This window comes from Rheinheimera texasensis (assembly GCF_964031785.1).
GTDB classification, from domain to species: Bacteria; Pseudomonadota; Gammaproteobacteria; order Enterobacterales; family Alteromonadaceae; genus Pararheinheimera; species Pararheinheimera texasensis_A.
Map to the genome: position 1 here is coordinate 196,124 of NZ_CAXIRE010000018.1, position 20,161 is coordinate 216,284.

Annotated in this window: 16 protein-coding genes; 13 read left to right on the plus strand and 3 right to left on the minus strand. The window is 52.5% G+C overall.

Translation table 11 applies throughout. The features are described 5' to 3' along the window. The first annotated feature begins 37 nt into the window (after positions 1 to 37). The 7 genes from lepA (at position 38) to acpS (ending at position 6,302) form a co-directional block, all read left to right on the plus strand. On the plus strand, positions 38 to 1,837 hold the full coding sequence (gene lepA / locus ABNT34_RS08405) for a translation elongation factor 4 (protein ID WP_348730573.1): 1,800 nt from the start codon (positions 38 to 40) through the stop codon (positions 1,835 to 1,837). 164 nt (positions 1,838 to 2,001) lie between these two features. Beyond that, complete coding sequence (gene lepB, locus ABNT34_RS08410) at positions 2,002 to 2,865, plus strand: signal peptidase I (protein WP_348730575.1); 864 nt, start codon at positions 2,002 to 2,004, stop codon at positions 2,863 to 2,865. Between the two features lie 8 nt (positions 2,866 to 2,873). Continuing rightward, positions 2,874 to 3,545, plus strand: a complete 672-nt coding sequence (gene rnc, locus ABNT34_RS08415; RefSeq protein WP_348730577.1) for a ribonuclease III — start codon at positions 2,874 to 2,876, stop codon at positions 3,543 to 3,545. Beyond that, a complete protein-coding gene (gene era / locus ABNT34_RS08420) occupies positions 3,538 to 4,455 on the plus strand; it encodes a GTPase Era (RefSeq protein WP_031567814.1) in 918 nt (305 codons plus the stop codon). Before rnc ends, era begins: the two co-directional genes overlap by 8 nt. After that, positions 4,455 to 5,159 carry a DNA repair protein RecO gene (locus tag ABNT34_RS08425; RefSeq protein WP_348730579.1) on the plus strand — a complete coding sequence of 235 codons (705 nt, stop codon included), beginning with the start codon at positions 4,455 to 4,457 and terminating at the stop codon, positions 5,157 to 5,159. The genes era and ABNT34_RS08425 overlap by 1 nt, the downstream gene beginning before the upstream one ends. Before the next feature lie 34 nt (positions 5,160 to 5,193). Next, positions 5,194 to 5,925: a pyridoxine 5'-phosphate synthase gene (gene pdxJ / locus ABNT34_RS08430; protein WP_031567821.1), complete on the plus strand. Its 732-nt coding sequence runs from the start codon at positions 5,194 to 5,196 to the stop codon at positions 5,923 to 5,925. Beyond that, on the plus strand, positions 5,925 to 6,302 hold the full coding sequence (acpS, locus tag ABNT34_RS08435) for a holo-ACP synthase (RefSeq protein ID WP_348730581.1): 378 nt from the start codon (positions 5,925 to 5,927) through the stop codon (positions 6,300 to 6,302). Before pdxJ ends, acpS begins: the two co-directional genes overlap by 1 nt. A gap of 36 nt (positions 6,303 to 6,338) precedes the next feature. Here acpS and barA read toward each other — a convergent pair whose 3' ends face one another. Beyond that, positions 6,339 to 9,149 carry a two-component sensor histidine kinase BarA gene (gene barA, locus ABNT34_RS08440; RefSeq protein WP_348730583.1) on the minus strand — a complete coding sequence of 937 codons (2,811 nt, stop codon included), beginning with the start codon at positions 9,147 to 9,149 and terminating at the stop codon, positions 6,339 to 6,341. A 123-nt stretch (positions 9,150 to 9,272) separates the two neighbouring features. Here barA and rlmD point away from each other — a divergent pair, with 123 nt between their 5' ends. The 3 genes from rlmD to mazG all read left to right on the plus strand — a co-directional run bounded on the left by rlmD (position 9,273) and on the right by mazG (position 13,721). Beyond that, a complete protein-coding gene (rlmD, locus tag ABNT34_RS08445) occupies positions 9,273 to 10,610 on the plus strand; it encodes a 23S rRNA (uracil(1939)-C(5))-methyltransferase RlmD (protein WP_348730585.1) in 1,338 nt (445 codons plus the stop codon). 32 nt (positions 10,611 to 10,642) lie between these two features. Next, the gene (gene relA / locus ABNT34_RS08450; RefSeq protein WP_348730587.1) at positions 10,643 to 12,832 is read left to right on the plus strand and encodes a GTP diphosphokinase; all 2,190 of its coding nucleotides are present in this window, start codon (positions 10,643 to 10,645) and stop codon (positions 12,830 to 12,832) included. 67 nt (positions 12,833 to 12,899) lie between these two features. Further along, positions 12,900 to 13,721 (plus strand): nucleoside triphosphate pyrophosphohydrolase, encoded by an 822-nt coding sequence (gene mazG / locus ABNT34_RS08455; RefSeq protein ID WP_348730589.1) that lies wholly within the window; start codon positions 12,900 to 12,902, stop codon positions 13,719 to 13,721. A 9-nt stretch (positions 13,722 to 13,730) separates the two neighbouring features. Here mazG and ABNT34_RS08460 read toward each other — a convergent pair whose 3' ends face one another. Together ABNT34_RS08460 and ABNT34_RS08465 are read right to left on the minus strand one after the other, a co-directional pair. After that, a complete protein-coding gene (locus tag ABNT34_RS08460) occupies positions 13,731 to 14,912 on the minus strand; it encodes a nuclear transport factor 2 family protein (protein ID WP_348730591.1) in 1,182 nt (393 codons plus the stop codon). Between the two features lie 69 nt (positions 14,913 to 14,981). Then, on the minus strand, positions 14,982 to 16,058 hold the full coding sequence (locus ABNT34_RS08465; protein ID WP_348730593.1) for a helix-turn-helix transcriptional regulator: 1,077 nt from the start codon (positions 16,056 to 16,058) through the stop codon (positions 14,982 to 14,984). Positions 16,059 to 16,301: 243 nt separating this feature from the next. On the opposite strand from ABNT34_RS08465, the gene ABNT34_RS08470 reads away from it, so the two are divergent. The 3 genes from ABNT34_RS08470 (at position 16,302) to ABNT34_RS08480 (ending at position 20,097) form a co-directional block, all read left to right on the plus strand. Then, entirely contained in the window at positions 16,302 to 17,942 is a 1,641-nt protein-coding gene (locus ABNT34_RS08470) for a CTP synthase (protein ID WP_348730595.1), read from the plus strand. A gap of 56 nt (positions 17,943 to 17,998) precedes the next feature. Beyond that, positions 17,999 to 19,291, plus strand: coding sequence for a phosphopyruvate hydratase (eno, locus tag ABNT34_RS08475; RefSeq protein WP_348730597.1), 1,293 nt, complete (start codon positions 17,999 to 18,001; stop codon positions 19,289 to 19,291). Between the two features lie 122 nt (positions 19,292 to 19,413). After that, a complete protein-coding gene (locus tag ABNT34_RS08480; protein WP_348730599.1) occupies positions 19,414 to 20,097 on the plus strand; it encodes a hypothetical protein in 684 nt (227 codons plus the stop codon). Positions 20,098 to 20,161 lie beyond the last annotated feature (64 nt).

The window sequence follows — 20,161 nt, forward strand, 5'->3', positions numbered from 1 at the left end:
CACTTGCTGCTTCACAGCTCAGTTTTGATTGGAAAAAATGTCTAAAATATCCCATATCCGCAACTTCTCGGTGATTGCCCACATTGACCACGGTAAATCGACTTTATCGGATCGGCTGATCCAGTTCTGCGGCGGTCTGTCTGACCGGGAAATGCAGGAACAAGTGCTGGATTCGATGGATCTGGAACGCGAACGTGGTATCACCATTAAAGCCCAGAGCGTCACGCTGAACTATAAAGCCAAAGATGGCGAAACTTATCAGCTGAACTTTATCGATACGCCGGGCCACGTCGACTTCACTTATGAAGTTTCCCGCTCGCTGGCTGCCTGTGAAGGGGCGCTGCTGGTGGTGGACGCCGGTCAGGGCGTAGAAGCGCAGACAGTTGCCAACTGTTACACCGCGCTGGAAATGAACCTCGAAGTATTACCGGTCCTGAACAAAATCGACTTACCTCAGGCTGAGCCAGACCGTGTCGCCGAAGAAATCGAAGACATTATCGGCATTGAAGCTATTGGCGCTGTGCAGTGTTCCGCCAAAACCGGTGTCGGTATCGAAGATGTACTGGAAACTATCGTCAAAGGCATTCCTTGCCCGGAAGGTGATGTTGACGCACCAACCCAGGCCTTGATCATCGACTCCTGGTTTGACCCTTACCAGGGCGTTGTCTCGCTGGTTCGTGTTAAACACGGCAAAATTCAGGCAAAAGACAAAATCAAAATCATGTCCAGTGGCGCTGTGTATGAAGTCGACAAAGTCGGTATCTTCACACCAAAAGCCACCAACACCGGCATTCTGAGCACAGGCGAAGTAGGTTTTGTTATCGCCGGTATCAAAGAAATCAAAGGCGCGCCGGTCGGCGATACGCTGACATTAGCGAAAAACTCGGCTGCTGAGCCGTTACCGGGCTTTAAACGTATCAAACCGCAGGTTTATGCCGGTGTATTCCCGGTGTCTTCGGATGACTATGAAGATTTCCGCGACGCGTTGGAAAAACTCAGCTTAAACGATTCGTCATTATTTTATGAGCCAGAAAGCTCCAGCGCGCTGGGTTTTGGTTTCCGTATTGGTTTCCTCGGCATGTTACACATGGAAATCATTCAGGAACGACTGGAACGTGAATACGATTTGGACCTGATTACTACTGCACCAACGGTAGTCTATGAAGTCCTGACCAAAGCCGGTGAAGTAGTGATGGTCGACAACCCAAGCGACCTGCCGCCGGTGGGTAATATTGACGAAATCCGTGAACCTATCGTTGAAGCCCATATTCTGGTGCCGCAGGAATACTTAGGTAACGTCATTAACCTTTGTATCGAAAAACGTGGTGTGCAGATGAATATGAGCTACCACGGCCGTCAGGTTGCCGTCGTGTATGAGCTGCCAATGGCTGAAGTCGTGATGGACTTCTTTGACCGGCTGAAGTCAACCAGCCGCGGCTATGCATCGCTGGACTATTCGTTCAAGCGCTTCCAGGTGTCTGATATGTCACGCGTTGACATTCTGATCAACGGTGAGCGCGTTGATGCGCTGGCGATTATCAGCCACCGCGATTTCGCGCAAAGCCGTGGCCGCGAACTGGCGGAAAAGTTAAAAGAACTGATCCCGCGGCAGATGTTTGATATCGCGATCCAGGCGGCGATTGGCGCTCATGTGATTGCCCGTACAACGGTCAAACAATTACGCAAAAACGTATTGGCCAAGTGTTACGGCGGTGACGTCAGCCGGAAGAAAAAGCTGTTACAGAAACAGAAAGAAGGTAAAAAACGGATGAAACAGGTCGGTAACGTGGAAGTGCCACAAGAAGCATTCCTGGCCATCCTGAAAGTCGGTAAATAAACCTACTGTCTTGTCACACAAAGCACCGCTGTGTAGGCCGGTGCTTTGTTTTTTCTGCAAAACGGACTTACAGCTGGTAACAATATAATCCGGCAGGGCGCTCGCCAGCGGCCTGCAATTTTCAGTAAGCTCAGATGGTTATCTGAACGAGGAACGAGAATCTCATGGCTGGATATTTTGCAATACTGTTAGTCGTCCTGACGCTGGTGTCAGGTCTGATTTGGCTCATCGATACTTTAGTGTTTAAACCAAAACGCGAAAAAGACGCGCCTTTGCCTTATGTCACTGAAACGGCACGGGATATTTTTCCGTTGATCGCAATCATCACCATTTTCCGCTCCTTCATTTATGAGCCGTTCCAGATCCCGTCAGGTTCGATGATGCCGACCTTATTGGTTGGGGATTTTATTCTGGTGGAAAAATTTTCTTATGATGTGAAAGACCCGGTCTGGCGCAGCACTTTGGTGCAAACCGGTAAACCGGAACATGGCGATATCGCTGTGTTTAAATATCCGGAAGACCCGACTTCAGATTTTATCAAGCGGGTGATTGGCCTGCCGGGTGATAAAATCATATACAAAAACAAACAGTTATTTATTCAGCGGGCTTGTGATAAAGCCAGCAATCAGCCGTGCCCGACGGTAGAACCGCTGCGGCAGGAATTTAAAAACGAAGGCGAGTTTTTCTTAGGCCCGTATCCACTGAAACGCTTCACTGAGCAGAATCTGACTAAATCTTATGACATTCTGCAAAATGCGATGTTGCCGGAACCGATCCATAATTATTACCGTCAGCCGGGCGTGGCCACCAACGAATTTGTCGTGCCGGAAGGCCATTATTTTGTCATGGGCGACAACCGTGACAACAGCCGCGACAGCCGTTACTGGGGCTTTGTCCCGGAGCAGAATCTGGTCGGTAAAGCGGTCTTTATCTGGATGAGTTTTGAATTCAGCGAAGATCCAAATCACTGGTTACCCAGCTGGGTACCGGTTGGCGTCCGTTTTGAACGCCTTGGCACTATTGAATAAGGTCGGGAATGTTACCTCCTTTAAGTAAACTTGAAAAAAAGCTCGGTTATCAGTTCAACAACAGCGCCTTGCTTGAGCAGGCGCTGACACACCGCAGTTGTAAAGGCCAGCATAACGAACGGCTGGAATTCCTCGGCGATGCCATCTTAGGTCTGGTTATCGCCGAAGCGCTGTACCAGAATTTCCCGAAAACCCGTGAAGGCGATTTGACGCGGATGCGCGCATCTTTGGTCAAAGGCGTGACTTTGGCCGAGATAGCCCGCGAGCTCGACATTGCCCAGCATCTGCGGTTAGGCCCCGGCGAATTAAAAAGCGGCGGTTCACGCCGTGAATCCATTCAGGCTGATGCGGTGGAAGCTGTGCTTGGCGCGATTTATCTGGATTCTGGCGCTGAGGCGTGCAAAGAGCGTATTCTGCAATGGTTCGGCAGCCGGCTGCTTAGTATCGAACCTGGTGTGCAAAAAGATTCAAAAACCTTGTTGCAGGAATATCTGCAAGGCCGGCGTCTGGCGCTGCCACAGTATGACGTGGTCGCCGTCGAAGGCGAAGCCCATGACCAGACCTTTACCGTGCGCTGTACAGTGGCCGGGCGTCAGGCGGTGCAGGCCAGTGGCAGTTCAAGACGCAAAGCTGAGCAGGATTGTGCTCAGGCCATCCTGGAGCAATTAAAAAATGAATGATCTGTTACAAGAAACCGCCGGCGAGACTTTTGCTGGTCTGGTCGCCATCGTCGGCCGGCCAAACGTCGGCAAATCGACATTGCTCAATCAGCTGATTGGCCAGAAAGTCAGTATTACTTCGAAAAAACCACAGACCACACGCCATCGTATTGTTGGCATCGATACCGTCGGTAACTACCAGACGGTGTATGTCGACACGCCGGGCCTGCACAGCGAAGAAAAACGTGCCATTAACCGGCTGATGAACAAAGCTGCCGCCACCTCGATTTTAGATGTCGAGCTGGTGATTTTTGTGGTTGAAGGCACACGCTGGACCGACGACGACCAGATGGTGTTAAACCGTCTTATTGTCGCGAAAAAGCCGGTGATCCTGGCGGTCAACAAAGTTGATTTATACAAAGACAAAGAAGAGCTGCTGCCACATCTGCAGTGGCTCGGTAGTCAGCTGCAGTTCCTGGAAATTGTGCCTTTGTCGGCAGAAAAAGGCACCAACGTCAGTAAACTGCGGGAAATTGTGCACAGCCAGTTACCGCCGTGCGAGTTTTTCTTCCCGGAAGATTACATCACCGACCGTTCGCAGCGTTTTATGGCCTCCGAAATCGTGCGCGAAAAGCTGATGCGCTTTCTCGGCGACGAACTGCCGTATTCGGTCACGGTCGAGATTGAACGCTTTAAGTGGGAAGAAAAACACTACCACATCGCGGCCTTGATTCTGGTCGAACGCGATACGCAAAAACGGATGGTGATTGGTAAAGCCGGCGAACGCATTAAGACTATTGCCTCTGAAGCACGTAAAGACATGGAAGATTTATTTGAACAGCCAGTGTTTTTGCAGATGTGGGTCAAAGTGAAATCCGGCTGGGCCGACGATGAGCGCGCCTTGCGCAGTCTGGGTTACGGCGAAGATTAATGAGCGGACACGCCGTTTCAGCCTATTTGCTGCACAGCGTGGCCTTTCAGGACCAAAAGTTGCTGCTGGATCTGTTGATCCCGGGGCAGGGCCGGATCAGGGCAGTCGCCCGCCGGCCAGCGAAAAAACACAGCGGCCGAAGTCAGTGGCCGCTGTTTTGTTTGTGTTGGGTGGAGCTCAGCGGCCACACTGAGCTCAGAACAGTCCGGCGTATCGAAGAGCAGCAGGCCGCTTTGCCGTTGCAAAAAGAGTGGCTGTTCAGTGCGCTTTATCTGAATGAACTGATTTGCCGGTTGTTTCCGGCGCAGGTGCTCGCCGATACGTTATTCGAGATTTATCAGCAAGCTGTACAAAGCCTGTGGGCGTTGCAGCTGGCAGCCAACAGTGAGCAAGCCCGCGCAGAACTTGAACAAGTGCTGCGCCAGACTGAGCTGCTGTTACTGCAGGAGCTGGGGGTGCCGGTGGATTGCAGTGTCGATGCACAGGGCGAACTGTTGAATAGTGACTGTTATTACCAGTGGCAACACGAATATGGTTTTGTCGCTGCGCCACAAGGCTTTTTCGGCGCCGATTTGCTCGCCATCAGCCAGGGCGACTGGAAAAGCAGCAGTTTACGCTGCGCCAAACAATTAAACCGGCAGTTGCTGCGGCCATTATTGGGCCCGGCACCACTGCATAGCCGCAGTCTGTTCCGGCAAGACTGAGTTTATTCACGCTTTGGCGTGTCACGGAGAATTCATGCAACCGATTTATTTAGGCGTTAACATCGACCACGTGGCCACTGTGCGTCAGGCGCGTGGCAGTCAATATCCGGAGCCTGTGCATGCCGCTTTGTTGGCCGAACAATATGGCGCGGATGGTATCACTGTGCATTTACGTGAAGACCGCCGCCACATTCAGGACCGCGATGTGTTTTTACTGCGCCAGACCATTCAGACCCGGCTGAATTTTGAAATGGGCCTGACCGATGAAATGCTGCGTATTGCGCTGGAGCTGAAGCCGCATTTTTGCTGTCTGGTGCCGGAAAAACGCCAGGAACTGACCACAGAAGGCGGGCTCGAAATCGCCGGCCAGTTCGACCGCATCAAAACAGCGGTGGATGAACTCAGCAGCAACAACATTCTGGTGTCATTGTTTATCGACGCCGACCACAAACAGATTGAAGCAGCAGCCCGCAGCGGCGCACCTTATATCGAAATTCACACCGGCGCTTATGCCGATGCGACTTGCCCGAAACAGCAAAAAGCCGAATTGGAACGTATCCGCAGTGCCGCTGAATATGCAGCGTCTTTGGGTTTGATTGTCAATGCCGGTCATGGCTTACATGTGCACAATGTGCAGCCGATTGCGGCCATTCCACAAATGCATGAACTGAATATCGGCCACGCCATTATTGCCCAGGCGATTTTTACCGGCCTGGGTCCTGCGGTTGCAGAAATGAAACGCCTGATGGTCGAGGCGCGTCGCTAATGGCAATTCTTGGCCTTGGCACGGACATCGTCGAGATCAGCCGGATTGAACAAAGCCTGGCGCGTTCACCACGGCTGATTGAGCGCGTGCTGACGGCTGAGGAACAAGTGATTTATGCCGCGCATGCCCAGCCGGCACGTTATTTTGCCAAGCGCTTTGCGGCAAAAGAAGCGGCGGCCAAAGCACTCGGCACCGGTATCGGCCGTGGCATTTCGTTTCAGCACTTTAATACGCGCAATGACGAAGCGGGCCGTCCGGTGCTGGAACTGACCGGCGCGGCGGCAGAATTGGCCGCCAGCCTGGGTTTACGTCACACCTGGTTGTCGATCAGTGACGAGCAGGCTTTTGCGATGGCTACTGTGATTCTGGAATCCTGAGCCACACTCGATAATCCTGCCTCAGCAATGCCAGACTCAGAAATTCCACTGCTGTGATTCAGCCAGTAAATCCTGCAGCTGATCGGCCAAATCAAACAGTTCAGGTTCGAGCTGCAACAAACTGGCGCCGGTTTTCAGTTGGGTTTCGATGGTCTCACTCAACGCTTTGATGTGCGGCACCCCGGTGTAACAAGTGGCACCGTGCAGTTTGTGCACCAGCTGGATCAGCGCATCTTTTTGATTACTCTCGCGATATTTCTCTAAATCGGCCAGGGTTTGTGGCAGGCTCGCCAGCAGCAGCTGCAGCATGTCTCGCGCCAGTTCCGTTTTCCCCGCCGCCCGTTGTAACGCCAGTTCCCAGTCGACATGGCGGCTTTGCGGTAACGAAGGTGTTGCGGCGGACTGAGCCTGCGGCGTGAACACAGTGCTGAGCTGTGGCAGGCTGAACGCCGGGCAGCATTCTTTTAACGCGTACTGCAGCATTTGTTCGTCCAGCGGTTTACTCAAAAACTCACAGAACCCCAGATTCAGTAAACGCTCGCGCTCACCAGGCAGGGTATGCGCCGTCACCGCGATGATTGGTGTTTCTTCGTTCAGCGAACTTTGCTGAATACGCTGGCAAGCCGTGACGCCGTCCATCACCGGCATATTGATGTCCATAAAAATGACGTCGTAATGCGCATGTGATGCCAGCTGCCAGGCTTCCGCGCCTTGCGTCGCTGAATCGACCGTTTCAACCAGCTCGCCCAGCAGCGCATTAATCAGTTTTAAATTAGCTTCATTGTCATCGACTGTCAGCACCCGCAGCTGCGCTTTGGGCTGACTGGGTGAGGTTGTGGCCACCTCTTGCTGCTGGTTGTAAGGCCTTGCCAGCGTAGCCGCCAGTTTACGCTGGTGCGCCGGCTTGGCGAGACACGCCTGAGCGCCGCTTTGCAGTAAAGCTTCACGTAAATTGGGCGACAGTGAATTGACCAGCAGATACAAATATTGGCAGTGTGGTTTGATTTGCCGGATCAGCTCAACAATCGGATTGAGCTGATCCAGCGATACAGTGCGACCAATCAGCGCAATATCAAACTGGTCTTGTTGTGCCAACGCTTGTTGTAATTGGGCAGGCGTGGCGCAGGCTGATACCCTGAGCCCCCAGCTATTAAGTAAACTCAGTGTGGACTCACGCGAATATTGCTGTGGCTCCAGATACAACACGCTTTTTTGCCGCAGTAACTGCACCGGCAAAGGTTCACTGACATTCAGGTGATGCGCCGAAAGCGCCAGACTGAACCAGAAGGTTGAACCTTCGCCCGCTTTACTGTGGAAACCAATTTGCCCGCCCATGGCTTCAACCAGTCGCTGCGAAATAATCAGACCAAGGCCGGTGCCACCATAGCGACGGCCAATGCTACCGTCGGCCTGGGCAAAGCCATGAAACAGCTGTTCCTGCTGCGCTGGGGCTATGCCGATGCCAGTGTCCTGAATTTCGAAATGCAGCAGGACTTTGTCGTCATTAGTCGGCTGATGCTGCAGCCTGATCACAATACTGCCGTGTTCGGTGAATTTAATCGCATTGCCGGCGATATTCATCAGCACCTGATTGATGCGCAGTGGATCGCCAATCAGCGCATCCGGCACATCTGCATCTATTTGCAGTGCCAGTTCGAGTTGTTTGTCAAAAGCGTTTACCGCCAACAGTTCGACAGCATCGTGCACTAAATCGCGGATGGAAAAAGGCTCCGGATTTATCGGCATGCGGCCTTCTTCTAATTTGGCGTAGTCCAGCACGTCGTTGACCAGCGACAGCAGGCTGTTGGCTGATTTCTGGATAGTATTGAGGTAATCCTGCTGGTGGTGCGTGAGTTGCGTCTTCAGTAATTGCCGGGTAAAGCCCAACACACCGTTCAGTGGTGTGCGCAGTTCATGGCTCATTTTGGCGAGGAATTCCGACTTCAGCTTGTTGTCGTCCTGCGCTTTACGCCGCGCCATATCCAGCGCCACGTTTTGCATTTCCAGCTGCTCCATGGTCTGGATTAAGTCGCTGGTGGACTGATCAACGGTATGCTGCATCTCATCTTTATAGTGTTTCAGCTCGTTGGCGAGCTGATTAACACCAAGGCGCATCAGGTCAAACTCACCGATAAAAGGTTGCTCCAGGTGCCTTTCGAAGCGGCCTTCGGCCAGACGTTCAATCTGCGCCAGCAGCTGTTGCAGTGGCTGACTGAGTTTGCCGAGTAAACGCAGGCTCAGCATCAGCGCCAGACTCAGCGATAACAACACCAGCAAAGCCGTGACCAGCAGAGAACTCTGCTGCGCCAGCATCACCTTATCTTTATCCACCTGCACCAGCACATAACCGAGGCGGCCTTCTGTGCGCAGTAAACGGGCCGTTTGGCCATCATTGCTGCGGGCACTGAGTGCCAGCGCTTGAATTTCGCTCATCTCCAGCTGAATAGGGGCGCGGATCAGCAGGTAATTATCCTGCTGGCTAAGCTGTGGTAAATCAGGCAATGCGCTGTCTTTGTTTAAGCGCAGTTCAGCGAAATCTTTGTGCAGATTGGAGCTCGCGACAAGCTGATGCTGGTGGTCAAAGATGGCGATGGTGCGTACCAGCGGGGAATTTTTACGATGACTGACATCCAGCAAACGCTGTAGGTAAGCTTTGTCTTGCTGCAGCAGGCCAAAAGCTGAGGCGATAGCCAGAGGTTCGGCAATGTTTGCTGCCTGATCGGCCAGATAACGCGATAAATCGGCGTAACGCACGTAACTGAAATAACCGCCAAGACCGGCACTGGCCAAAAAAGTCGGCAACAAAGTAATTAACAGGATCCAATCGCGTAAAGCAATTTTCGTCATCTGGGGCACTGCTTGCTACAATGGGCTATCGGTTATTTATCATGACATAACACCCGGCAAAAACCTATGCGGTTTTCCAGGTGCAAACGGCAGAACAGCACAGGCAAGGCCCGAACGGAATTTATGGTAAGCATCTATCAGACAAAGAAAAAAACTAATTTGCCTCAACACGCCGTCTTAGATGTGCAGCGCTGGGACCACGAAGCGCAGGGCATCAGCACCCATCAGGGCAAGATTTGTTTTATCGAAGCGGCGTTGCCGGGCGAACAGGTACAGTGCCGTATCATTGAACAGAAAAAAGACTATAGCCGCGCTGTGGTGCAAAAAGTGCTGCAGCCGGCGCCAGCACGGGTCAAACCGCTGTGTCCGTCAGCCGCTCAGTGTGGCGGTTGTCAGCTGCAGTTTGTGGCGCCAGAGTCTGCGCTGCAATTAAAACAACAGGCGGTGGCAGGCTTGCTGGCTCATCAGCTGAAAGTGTCGGCATTACCTTGGCAAGCACCCTTGTGGCAAGCCCCCTTGTCTGCCAATAGCAGCGGTTATCGGCGTAAAGCCCGGATTGGTGTCTGGTATGACAAACAGAGCCGGCAGTTTCAGGTTGGCTTTCGCCAGGCCGGTGGCAAAGAAATTCTCGATATCCCGCATTGTATGGTGTTAAGCCCGGTTATAGCGCCGGTGCTGTCGGTGCTGCGTAAGACTTTGCCTCAGTTGCAGCACGGCAGTGCTATTACTCATGCGGAAGTGCTGGACGCCGATGGTCAGGCTTTTGTCGTGATCCGCCATATCAAAGCGCTGGCAGATACCGATATAGCCCTGCTAAAAGCTGCCTGGCCGGAAGCCTGGTGGATTGGCGAGCCGCAAAGCGACGAATTTGTGGCCTGGCAACCGGACACACCACAGCCTGAATACCGGCTGGCGTCTGGTCAGCGGCTGCAATTTGACGCCACCGATTTTATCCAGGTCAATGCGCCGGTGAATCAGGCGATGGTGGCGCAGGCAATCGCATGGCTTATGCCAGAAAAGTCTGATCAAGTGCTTGATTTGTATTGCGGTATCGGTAATTTTAGTCTGGCCTTTGCGCCGCTGGTGGCACAGGTTACCGGGGTCGAAGGTGTGGCCAATATGGTGCAACGGGCCACCGCCAATGCAGCATTGAATGGCTACAGCAACTGCAGTTTCATGCAGGGGGATTTGCATTTACCCTGGCAAGGCCAGCCCTGGAGCCGCGGAAACTATCACAAGGTGATTCTGGATCCCGCCCGTGCCGGCGCTGCCGGCGCCGTGGATGAGATAGTCAAACTCAAACCGGCACAGATATTGTACGTTTCCTGTAATGCGGCTACTTTTGCCCGCGATGCGCGGGTGTTACTGGGAAATCGCTATCAGATTAGCAAAATTGGGGTGATGGATATGTTCCCCTATACCAGTCACCTGGAGCTGATGGCATTATTTGAACTGAGCTAAATAGTTAATACGCTGAATATTTCGAGGTAAGCATGGTCACGGTCCGGCACTCACACAGCACGGAATATAATGCAGGGGAAACCTCGGCCTGGCTGATTTCTTTGGGGCTCAGTGAGAAAAAAATCGCTTGCCTGCTGGCCGCAGGCGAGTGGCTGAATCAGCAGGAACTGACCGAAGCGACTTGTCCACAAGTGCGCACAGGCTGGGAAATGGTTGAGATCCTGGCGGATTTACGCATGGATAAAGACGCCCTGACCGCCGCTTTATTATTCCCGCTGATTGAAGCCAGACTGCTGGACGTGGCAGCGCTGGACGCCCATTTCGACGCGCCGGTTTGCAACATGCTGCACGCAGTGGACCAGATGGAAGCTATTCGCACTATCCCGGTCGGGCCGAATCAGACCCCAAATGCGCAGCAAGCTGACAATCTGCGCAAAATGCTGCTGACGATGGTCGAAGATGTGCGCGCTGTGGTGATCAAACTGGCCGCACAAATCTGTTATCTGCGGGACGTGAAAAACGCTGACGAAGAAACCCGGGTGTTGGCCGCTAAACAAACCAATGCGATTTTTGCCCCGCTTGCCAACCGGCTGGGGATTGGTCAGCTGAAATGGGAACTGGAAGATCTGGCGTTTCGTTATCTGCATCCGCAGGTTTATAAAAAAATTGCCAGCCAGCTTGAAGAAAAACGCCTCGACCGCGAGCAGTATATGCGCGATTTTGTGCAGGCGGTGCGCGACCAGATGGTGGTGGAAAAGCTCGATTGCGAAGTCTATGGCCGGCCTAAGCATATTTTCAGCATCTGGAAAAAGATGCAGAAAAAGCATCTGGCATTTGACCAGCTGTACGACATCCGCGCCGTGCGGATTGTGACCGAACGGGTGCAGGATTGTTACGCCGCGCTGGGTGTTGTGCATACCAGCTGGCAGCACTTACCGAAAGAATTTGACGATTACATCGCGACGCCAAAACAAAACGGCTACCAGTCGATCCATACCGTGGTGCTGGGGCCGCAGGGCCGGCCTATTGAAATTCAAATCCGTACCAGGCAGATGCATGAAGATGCCGAACTCGGCGTGGCGGCGCACTGGCGCTACAAAGAAGGCGGCCCGGCCGGCCGCGAAGGTGCGCTGGATGAGAAAATTGGCTGGCTGCGTAAAATTCTGGCCTGGCAGGAAGAAGTGGTCGATTCTTCGCTGGCGGAAGAATTACGCAATCAGGTCACTGAAGACCGGGTTTATGTGTTTACGCCCAAAGGCGATATCGTCGATTTGCCGCTCGGTTCGACATCGCTCGATTTTGCCTATTATGTGCATTCCAACGTCGGCAATCGGTGTATCGGCGCCAAAATCTCCGGCCGCATTGTGCCTTTTACCTACCAGTTAAAAACCGGCGATCAGGTCGAAATTCTGACCGGCCGCGAAGCCAATCCAAGCCGGGATTGGCTGAACCCGAATTTGGGTTACCTGAGATCCAGCCGGGCGCGCTCTAAAGTGCAATACTGGTTCCGTTTGCAGGACCGCGATAAAAACTATGCGGCTGGCAAAGAGTTACTCGACACCGAACTGGCCCGGCTCAATGTGCCTTTAGATCAGCCGGTCAAAGTGCTGCAGCGTTTTAATGTCAATTCCATCGAAGAACTGCTGGTTGGCATTGGCGGCGGCGAGATTAAAGTCACGCAGGTGATTAATTACATTCAAAGCCTGCACAACAAACATGACGCGCCGGAAATTGACCCGCGGCTGATCTCCAAGCCGATGCAGACGCACAGCAAAAGCCATGTGGTGGTGCAGGGCGTCGGCAATCTGCTGACGCATATGGCGGGCTGCTGCCAGCCGTTGCCTGGCGATGCCATTATCGGTTACATCACGCAAGGCCGCGGCATTGCAGTGCACCGCGATGACTGTGAACAGTTTAAAAATCTGCAGGAACAACATCCTGAACGGGTGGTGGAAGCGACTTGGGGCGACCAATATGCTTCAGGGTATGAAGCCAGCATTCGTATTGTGGCGCACGATCGCAACGGCCTATTGCGCGATATCACCAGCATTCTGGCCAATGAAAAAGCCAACGTGCTCAGAATGAGCAGTAACTCCGATGTGTCCCGGCAAACGGCGACGATTTATATGACGCTCGAACTGTATAACCTGGATTCACTGAACAAATTGCTGACCAAAGTTAGCCAGATTGACGATGTGATTGAGGCGAAGCGCTCGCAGTAGAATCCTTGAGCCGGTATCGCCTGCTGTCACGGCGATACCGGTCACATTCATCCCCGGAATTCAACCGATGTCAAAAAATATCAACGACTTACTCGCCATTATGGCGACATTACGCGACCCGGAGCAGGGCTGCGCCTGGGACCAGGCCCAGACGTACCAGACTATAGTGCCTTACACGCTGGAAGAGGCCTATGAAGTGGCCGACACCATCGAACGGGGCGCCATCAATGAGCTGCCGGACGAACTGGGCGATTTGTTATTTCAGGTGGTGTTTTATAGCCAGATTGGCAAAGAACAAGGCCGGTTTGACTTTGACGACTGCGTCCGCGCCATTTGTGACAAGCTGATACGCCGTCATCCGCATGTGTTTCCGGATGCATCGGCAGAAGCAACCGGCGCAGCACCTGCCGATGCGACCACAGTCTTACAGGGCTGGGAAGCGATTAAAGCTGCGGAGCGCGGTGACAATGGCCAACACAGTGTGCTGGATAATGTACCGACCGGCTTACCGGCGCTGACCCGCGCTTATAAACTGCAAAAACGCTGTGCCAGTGTTGGGTTTGACTGGCCGGATCTCAGCGGCTGCTGGGACAAAGTGCGCGAAGAAATCTTAGAAGTCGAAGCGGAAATGGCCGCGCCACAACAAGATCAGGCTGCGCTCGCGGAAGAGCTGGGTGATTTGATGTTTGCGCTGGTCAATGTGGTGCGTAAAGCCGGTTTTCAGCCGGAGACTTTACTCAGAAGTGCCAATCAAAAGTTTGAGCGGCGTTTTCGTCAGGTTGAAATCAGACTGGCCAGCCAGCCGGAACCGGTCGGACAAGCCAGCCTGGCACAGATGGATGCTGCCTGGGAACAGGTCAAGTTGGCAGAGCGCAGCGGCTCTGCCTGAATCTTCACTCTAAAGCACGGCCGGTTTTTTTTCCTGTTGCAGCTGGGCGATAATCGCTTTGGCGACGCCGGCGGATGACTGAAAGTTCTGCCCGGTAATGAGGCGGCCATCGACTTCGATATGCGGCTGGCCGGCTTTGCCATGCCGGAACAGGCCACCGCGCGCTTCGATGGTTTGCTGGATCTTAAAGGGGAATTGCCGGTAATACGCAGCATCCTGTTTTTCGAAAACATCGGGGTAGCCGGAAACACGCTTACCTTTCACCAGATATTGTCCATCGGCAGTTTTCAGATGAACAATCCCCGCAGTACCATGACACACCGCCGAGATAATGCCTTGGTGTTGTTGATAAATATCCATCACCAGCCGGGCGATGTCCGCATTTTCAGCCACGCCGTACATGGCGCTGCTGCCACCGATGTAATGCACAGCGCGATAATCAGCCGCTTTCAGTTCAGCCGCAGTTTTGCTGTGTTTTAACGCCTGCATAAAGTCCTGATTGTATAAATGGGCTTTTTGCCGTGGGTCCGAGGTGTCGATATAGGCCAGTGGCACGGCGCCGCCGGCCGGACTCAACAAATCAACGGTATAGCCGGCTTGTTTAAATTCGGCGTAGGCGTTCACCAGCTCGGAGAAACTGGCACCGGCCGGCAGGTCGCTGTTGCCATGAAAATGCGCGCTGGACACAATAAACAGCACTCTTTGCCCGGTTGGTTTGGCGCTTTGTTGGGCGGCGGCTTTGCTGACAATCTGCCAGCGATCATCGATGCGTTTTAATAAAAACAAATCGACATAGCGCTGGCCTTTTGCCGGCAGCAGAATTTCAGCTTTGGCACTGGCGATGTCGCCGTCGATTTCAATACTGAGGATCTCACCAACCCGGCCGGTAAACTGGCCTGCATTGGCTGGCTTAAACCAGGACAGATATTCGGTCAGCGGCACTTTCCAGAATGGCTGCTCCGGTTTGGCCAGCAACAAATCGGCTTGCGGATGAAAGGCCTGACGGATCCTTGCCTGGTCGTTATAGGAGGTGCCCTGCAGATAATGCTGGATACTCTGGCGGATCGCCTGATAAGCCGCCGGACTGGTGGCTTCGGTTTGAATTACAGGCGCAATGGGGGCGGTCTTGCTGTGCTCTGCTGCGCTTGCGGTAAAACAACAGAACAGCAGACCCAGGTAAATCTTACGCATAACTTCTCCGTTTGAACTGTGGGATGAAAACCACGCTCAGAGTAACGGGTGAAGCGGGGAGGCGCAGTCTCAGGACATGATGCCGGATACCGGATTTATCATTTCGGAAGCTGTTCCGGCAACTGTTGTGGGCTGCTGTTGCCGGTACAGCGCCGGTGTCATACCGGTGTGTTTCTTAAAAGCGCTGTAAAAAGTCGACAACGAGTTAAAACCACAGCGCTCGGCCAGCTCCGGCATTTTGAGTACAGGCTGCCGGCGCAGTAGTATTTGCGCATGACTGATACGCAAGCTGTTGATGTAATCAGGAAAAGACTGCGCCAGGTTGTCATTTAACAGCTGCGACAATCTGTTGCTTGGCCAGCCCAGTTGACGGGCCAGTTTTGGCATCGTCAGGCTGGCATCCAGATAAGGCTGTTGCGTCTGCATCCAGTGCTGCAACTGTGTCAGCAGTGGCTCTGCGGTGCTGATATCGAGTTTCTTGTTGGCATAAGCCGGTACCGGCCGCTGTTGGTGATAAAACACTGTCAGTGCACTACAGCATAACAACAGACTAAAAGTCAGTGCGCCGCTGATATAAGAGGTGTAAGACGCGAAATAAAATGCACACCACAGCAAAAGATTACTACACCACAGCAGCAATAACACACCGTGCCTGACGCCATATTGCCGCACGCTGCTGCGGCTTTGCTGGTAGTGACGCCATAACAAAAGGCTGCTCAGCAGAATAAAACCAAGCCAGCTGTAATTTATCAAGCGATATAACAGGCCACCCCACAAGGCTGGATAATCGGCATAGGGCCACCACATTCCAGTCAGCAATACCAGCACAAAGGGCAGCGCCAACAGCCAGCGATACCAGCGCTGAGCCGCTTCCGGCTGGCAGACACTCAGGCAATACGCATACAGCACCGGACCAATCATCCAGCATGCCGACAACCCCAGCTGCAGAATGTGTTTGCCAATCTCCGGATTAAAATAAAACAGCACCGATTTCAGCACCCGGACACTGAGCATCAGCACTAATAAGCCGGCCAGACGGTGGGTCAGCACTTCGGTGCGCTGGCAAAAGAAATAGCCGGCCAGCAACAAACCGTTCAGGCCGCCAAAGGCACTGCATATCAGCAGCAGTTGTACAGAAATAGTCATAGCAGTTGCATGTGATTGGTCTTTGGCTGTTTTAGCATAATTTTCACTTTTTGGCTGCGCCGGGAGCGGACAGCGGCAGTGACTACAGATCCAAGCAGGCATTTTGATTGAGCCGCCAGCTTGTCTTTGTTATACTTTCCGCCCGTCCTGATACCAATAATCTTACCGCCCGGAATAAGCTGCTTTGCTGCTGGTGGGTATGGGCTATTGGTCCATTAAATTCAACGTTGTCTCAGGGGTCTCATGACTACAAGATACATCTTCGTGACGGGTGGGGTTGTCTCATCTTTAGGTAAAGGCATTGCAGCTGCATCATTAGCCGCAATTTTAGAAGCACGTGGCCTGAAGGTAACGATCCTGAAACTGGATCCGTACATTAACGTCGATCCGGGCACTATGAGCCCCATCCAGCACGGTGAAGTCTTTGTCACCGAAGACGGCGCCGAAACCGACTTAGACTTAGGTCACTACGAGCGTTTCATCCGCACCAAGATGACCAAGCTCAACAACTTCACCCAAGGTAAGATTTATTCTGAAGTGCTGCGCCGCGAACGCCGCGGTGACTACCTGGGCGCGACCATTCAGGTCATCCCGCATATCACCAATGAAATCAAAGCCCGTGTTGTGGCCGGTGCTGAAGGTTATGACATTGCCATCGTTGAGATTGGCGGTACTGTTGGTGATATCGAATCACTGCCGTTCCTGGAAGCCATTCGCCAGCTTGGCACTGAAATTGGTCGTGAACGCGCGTTATTTATGCATTTAACGCTGGTGCCTTATTTAGGCACTGCCGGCGAAATCAAAACCAAACCAACCCAGCACTCGGTGAAAGAATTACGTTCTATCGGTATTCAGCCGGATATTCTGGTGTGCCGTTCAGACCGCGCTATTCCAACCAACGAAAAAGCCAAAATTGCCCTCTTTACCAATGTGGAAGAGCGCGCGGTGATTTCATTAAAAGACGTGTCCAGCATCTACCAAATCCCGGCGCTGTTGAAATCACAGGGCCTGGACGATTTAGTGGTCCGTCGTTTCTACATGACTTGTCCGGAAGCAGACCTGACCGAATGGGAACAGGTGTTGTATCAGGAAAGCAACCCGACCGGCGAAGTGACCATTGGTATGGTTGGCAAATATGTTGAATTAAAAGACGCCTATAAGTCCGTTAATGAAGCGCTGAATCATGCCGGTTTAAAAAACCGTCTGACCGTGACCATCAAATACATTGATTCACAGGATGTTGAAACCAAAGGCCCAACAATTCTCTCAGGCCTGGACGGTATTCTGGTGCCGGGCGGTTTTGGTGAGCGTGGTGTTGAAGGTAAAATTATTGCCGCTAAATACGCCCGCGAAAGCAAAATTCCATACCTTGGCATTTGCCTGGGGATGCAAGTCGCACTGATTGAGTTTGCCCGCAACGTGGCAGGTCTCAAAGGCGCGCATTCAACCGAGTTTAACAAGAACACGCCTTACCCGGTGGTTGGTTTAATCACCGAGTGGCTGGACAGCGCAGGTCAGGTCGAACTTCGCACTGACGATTCCGACTTAGGCGGAACTATGCGGTTGGGCAGCCAAAACTGTAACCTCAAGGCCAATACCAAAGCCCGCGAAACTTATGGCGCGGACGTCATCAGTGAACGTCACCGCCACCGGTATGAAGTGAACAATCACTTTATTCCGAAACTTGAAGAGGCTGGCCTGATTATTTCTGGTTTATCTGCGGATAATCAGTTAGTGGAAATGATTGAACTGCCAAACCATCCCTGGTTTGTCGCCGGGCAATTCCATCCGGAATTTAACTCGACGCCACGCGACGGTCATCCGTTGTTCCAGGGGTTTGTCGCAGCAGCATATAAATATCAGAAGCAACAGACGACCAAATAATGGAAAAGCCATGCCTGTCGGCATGGCTTTTTTGCTTTGGTCTACAGGGGAATAACATGTCTGAAATAATCAATATCGTCGCCCGTGAAATTCTCGATTCGCGTGGCAATCCAACCGTTGAAGCCGATGTGTTTCTGAAAAGCGGTGTGATGGGTCGTGGTTGCGCGCCATCAGGTGCTTCAACCGGTACCCGCGAAGCGTTAGAGCTGCGGGATGGCGACAAAAGCCGTTATTTAGGTAAAGGCGTCCGCACTGCAGTAGCCAATATCGATGGCCCAATCAAAGCGGCGTTAGTGGGCCAGTCTGCTTATGACCAGGCCAAAGTCGACCAGATCATGATCGACCTGGACGGCACTGAATCTAAATCAAAATTAGGTGCCAACGCCATTCTGGCCGTGTCTTTAGCTGTGGCCCGCGCAGCCGCTGCTGACAAAAAAATCCCGTTGTATCAGCACATTGCTGACTTAAACGGCACGCCTGGTGTCTATTCAATGCCAGTGCCGATGATGAACATCATCAACGGTGGTGAGCATGCCGACAATAACGTCGACATTCAGGAATTTATGGTGCAGCCTGTCGGTGCCAAATCTTTTGCTGAAGCACTGCGCATGGGCGCGGAAATTTTCCACCAGCTGAAAAAAGAGCTGCATAGTCAGGGCTTAAATACTGCGGTTGGTGATGAAGGCGGTTTCGCGCCGGATTTAAAATCAAACGAAGAAGCTTTAACCGTCATTTCTAAAGCAGTAGCTGCTGCCGGCTACACGCTTAACAAAGACATCACGCTGGCGCTGGACTGTGCCGCTTCTGAGTTCTATATCGATGGCAAATACAAACTGTCAGGTGAAGGCAAAGAATTCACGTCTTATGAATTCAACGACTTCTTGGCAGGCCTGGCGGACAAATTCCCAATCGTCTCGATTGAAGACGGTCTGGATGAATCAGACTGGGATGGCTGGAAAGATCTGACCAATAAAATTGGTACCAAAGTGCAGCTGGTTGGTGACGACCTGTTTGTCACCAACACCAAAATCCTGACCCGTGGTATTGAGCAGGGTATCGGTAACTCAATCCTGATTAAGTTCAACCAAATCGGTTCTTTAACTGAAACCTTAGCGGCCATCAAAATGGCAAAAGATGCTGGTTTCACTGCAGTCATTTCGCACCGTTCAGGCGAAACTGAAGATGCCTTTATCGCTGATTTAGCGGTGGGTACTGCGGCTGGTCAAATCAAAACCGGTTCATTGTGCCGTTCTGACCGTGTGTCGAAGTACAACCAGTTACTGCGCATTGAGCAGGAACTGGGCGCGAAAGCACCGTACCGTGGCCGTGCAGAAATCAAAGGTCAATAATCCTTTGATCAAGTCACAGAGCCGGCAATTGCCGGCTCTTTGCTTACTGCCCCTGTGATCCAGGCTATGGCTAATCCCTTGAAGTACTGGTCAAACAGCAGAGGGTTGGTTAACATTCAGCCATGACGACGCAAAATCAGCTTTGGTTTAACCCGGAGCAGTCCCTGACCTATGCTGAGCTGTGCAATACCTTGTACGAGCGCGAACTGGCACGTCTGGCATCATCTCCGCCGGAACAATTGCCATTTTTACCGCGCCGGTTAAAAAGCTTGCCGTTTTATGTGCGCGAAGCTGCCACCCTTATCCTGCAATATCCGTCGCCGCTGACACTCGACAGCCAGAATGCCTGTTGGCTGCATAGCCAGAGCAAACAATGCCCGGTCCCGCATGTGGATGAATCTGAGAGTATTTTCAGCTACTACAGCAAATCAGCCAAGTTAGGTTTGTTGGTGCCGGTGTATGTGCAGCCACAAAGCGCATCACAGCAAGGGCTGCAGCAGATCCTGTTAGATTCAATTGATGAAATCGACCGCGAAGGCCAACGCCTGCACTGCAACGAACATGGCTGGTTCGCCCTGGCCGGTTGGCCGCAAGAGCCTGATAATCAAAACAAATTATTGTTAAAACCCAGCAAAGCCGTGCTGACAGCTGTCTGCTGTGGCCATCAATGGCGCAATGGGGAACGCAAGACGCCGCGTTTGCTGAGTCTGCGTGAAATGTTGCTGGCGAGTCGGCTGAACTGGCAAAATTTCGCCAAACCCCATGCCTCCAGAGCCGATGACTTACGTCCAGGCCGCGTAAAATAAGCGGCAGGGCTTTTCAGCGCTGATGACAGCCTGCATAATACCGGCAGATTGCATTTTTGGATTT

Coding starts and splice junctions, on each gene's coding strand:
- ABNT34_RS08465 (WP_348730593.1), bottom strand. CDS start 16,058: ATGACTATTTCTGTACAACTGCTGCTGATATGCAGTGCCTTTGGCGGC.
- era (WP_031567814.1), top strand. CDS start 3,538: ATGAATGATCTGTTACAAGAAACCGCCGGCGAGACTTTTGCTGGTCTG.
- ABNT34_RS08425 (WP_348730579.1), top strand. CDS start 4,455: ATGAGCGGACACGCCGTTTCAGCCTATTTGCTGCACAGCGTGGCCTTT.
- mazG (WP_348730589.1), top strand. CDS start 12,900: ATGTCAAAAAATATCAACGACTTACTCGCCATTATGGCGACATTACGC.
- acpS (WP_348730581.1), top strand. CDS start 5,925: ATGGCAATTCTTGGCCTTGGCACGGACATCGTCGAGATCAGCCGGATT.
- relA (WP_348730587.1), top strand. CDS start 10,643: ATGGTCACGGTCCGGCACTCACACAGCACGGAATATAATGCAGGGGAA.
- eno (WP_348730597.1), top strand. CDS start 17,999: ATGTCTGAAATAATCAATATCGTCGCCCGTGAAATTCTCGATTCGCGT.
- lepA (WP_348730573.1), top strand. CDS start 38: ATGTCTAAAATATCCCATATCCGCAACTTCTCGGTGATTGCCCACATT.
- ABNT34_RS08470 (WP_348730595.1), top strand. CDS start 16,302: ATGACTACAAGATACATCTTCGTGACGGGTGGGGTTGTCTCATCTTTA.
- ABNT34_RS08460 (WP_348730591.1), bottom strand. CDS start 14,912: ATGCGTAAGATTTACCTGGGTCTGCTGTTCTGTTGTTTTACCGCAAGC.
- rlmD (WP_348730585.1), top strand. CDS start 9,273: ATGGTAAGCATCTATCAGACAAAGAAAAAAACTAATTTGCCTCAACAC.
- lepB (WP_348730575.1), top strand. CDS start 2,002: ATGGCTGGATATTTTGCAATACTGTTAGTCGTCCTGACGCTGGTGTCA.
- pdxJ (WP_031567821.1), top strand. CDS start 5,194: ATGCAACCGATTTATTTAGGCGTTAACATCGACCACGTGGCCACTGTG.
- ABNT34_RS08480 (WP_348730599.1), top strand. CDS start 19,414: ATGACGACGCAAAATCAGCTTTGGTTTAACCCGGAGCAGTCCCTGACC.
- rnc (WP_348730577.1), top strand. CDS start 2,874: ATGTTACCTCCTTTAAGTAAACTTGAAAAAAAGCTCGGTTATCAGTTC.
- barA (WP_348730583.1), bottom strand. CDS start 9,149: ATGACGAAAATTGCTTTACGCGATTGGATCCTGTTAATTACTTTGTTG.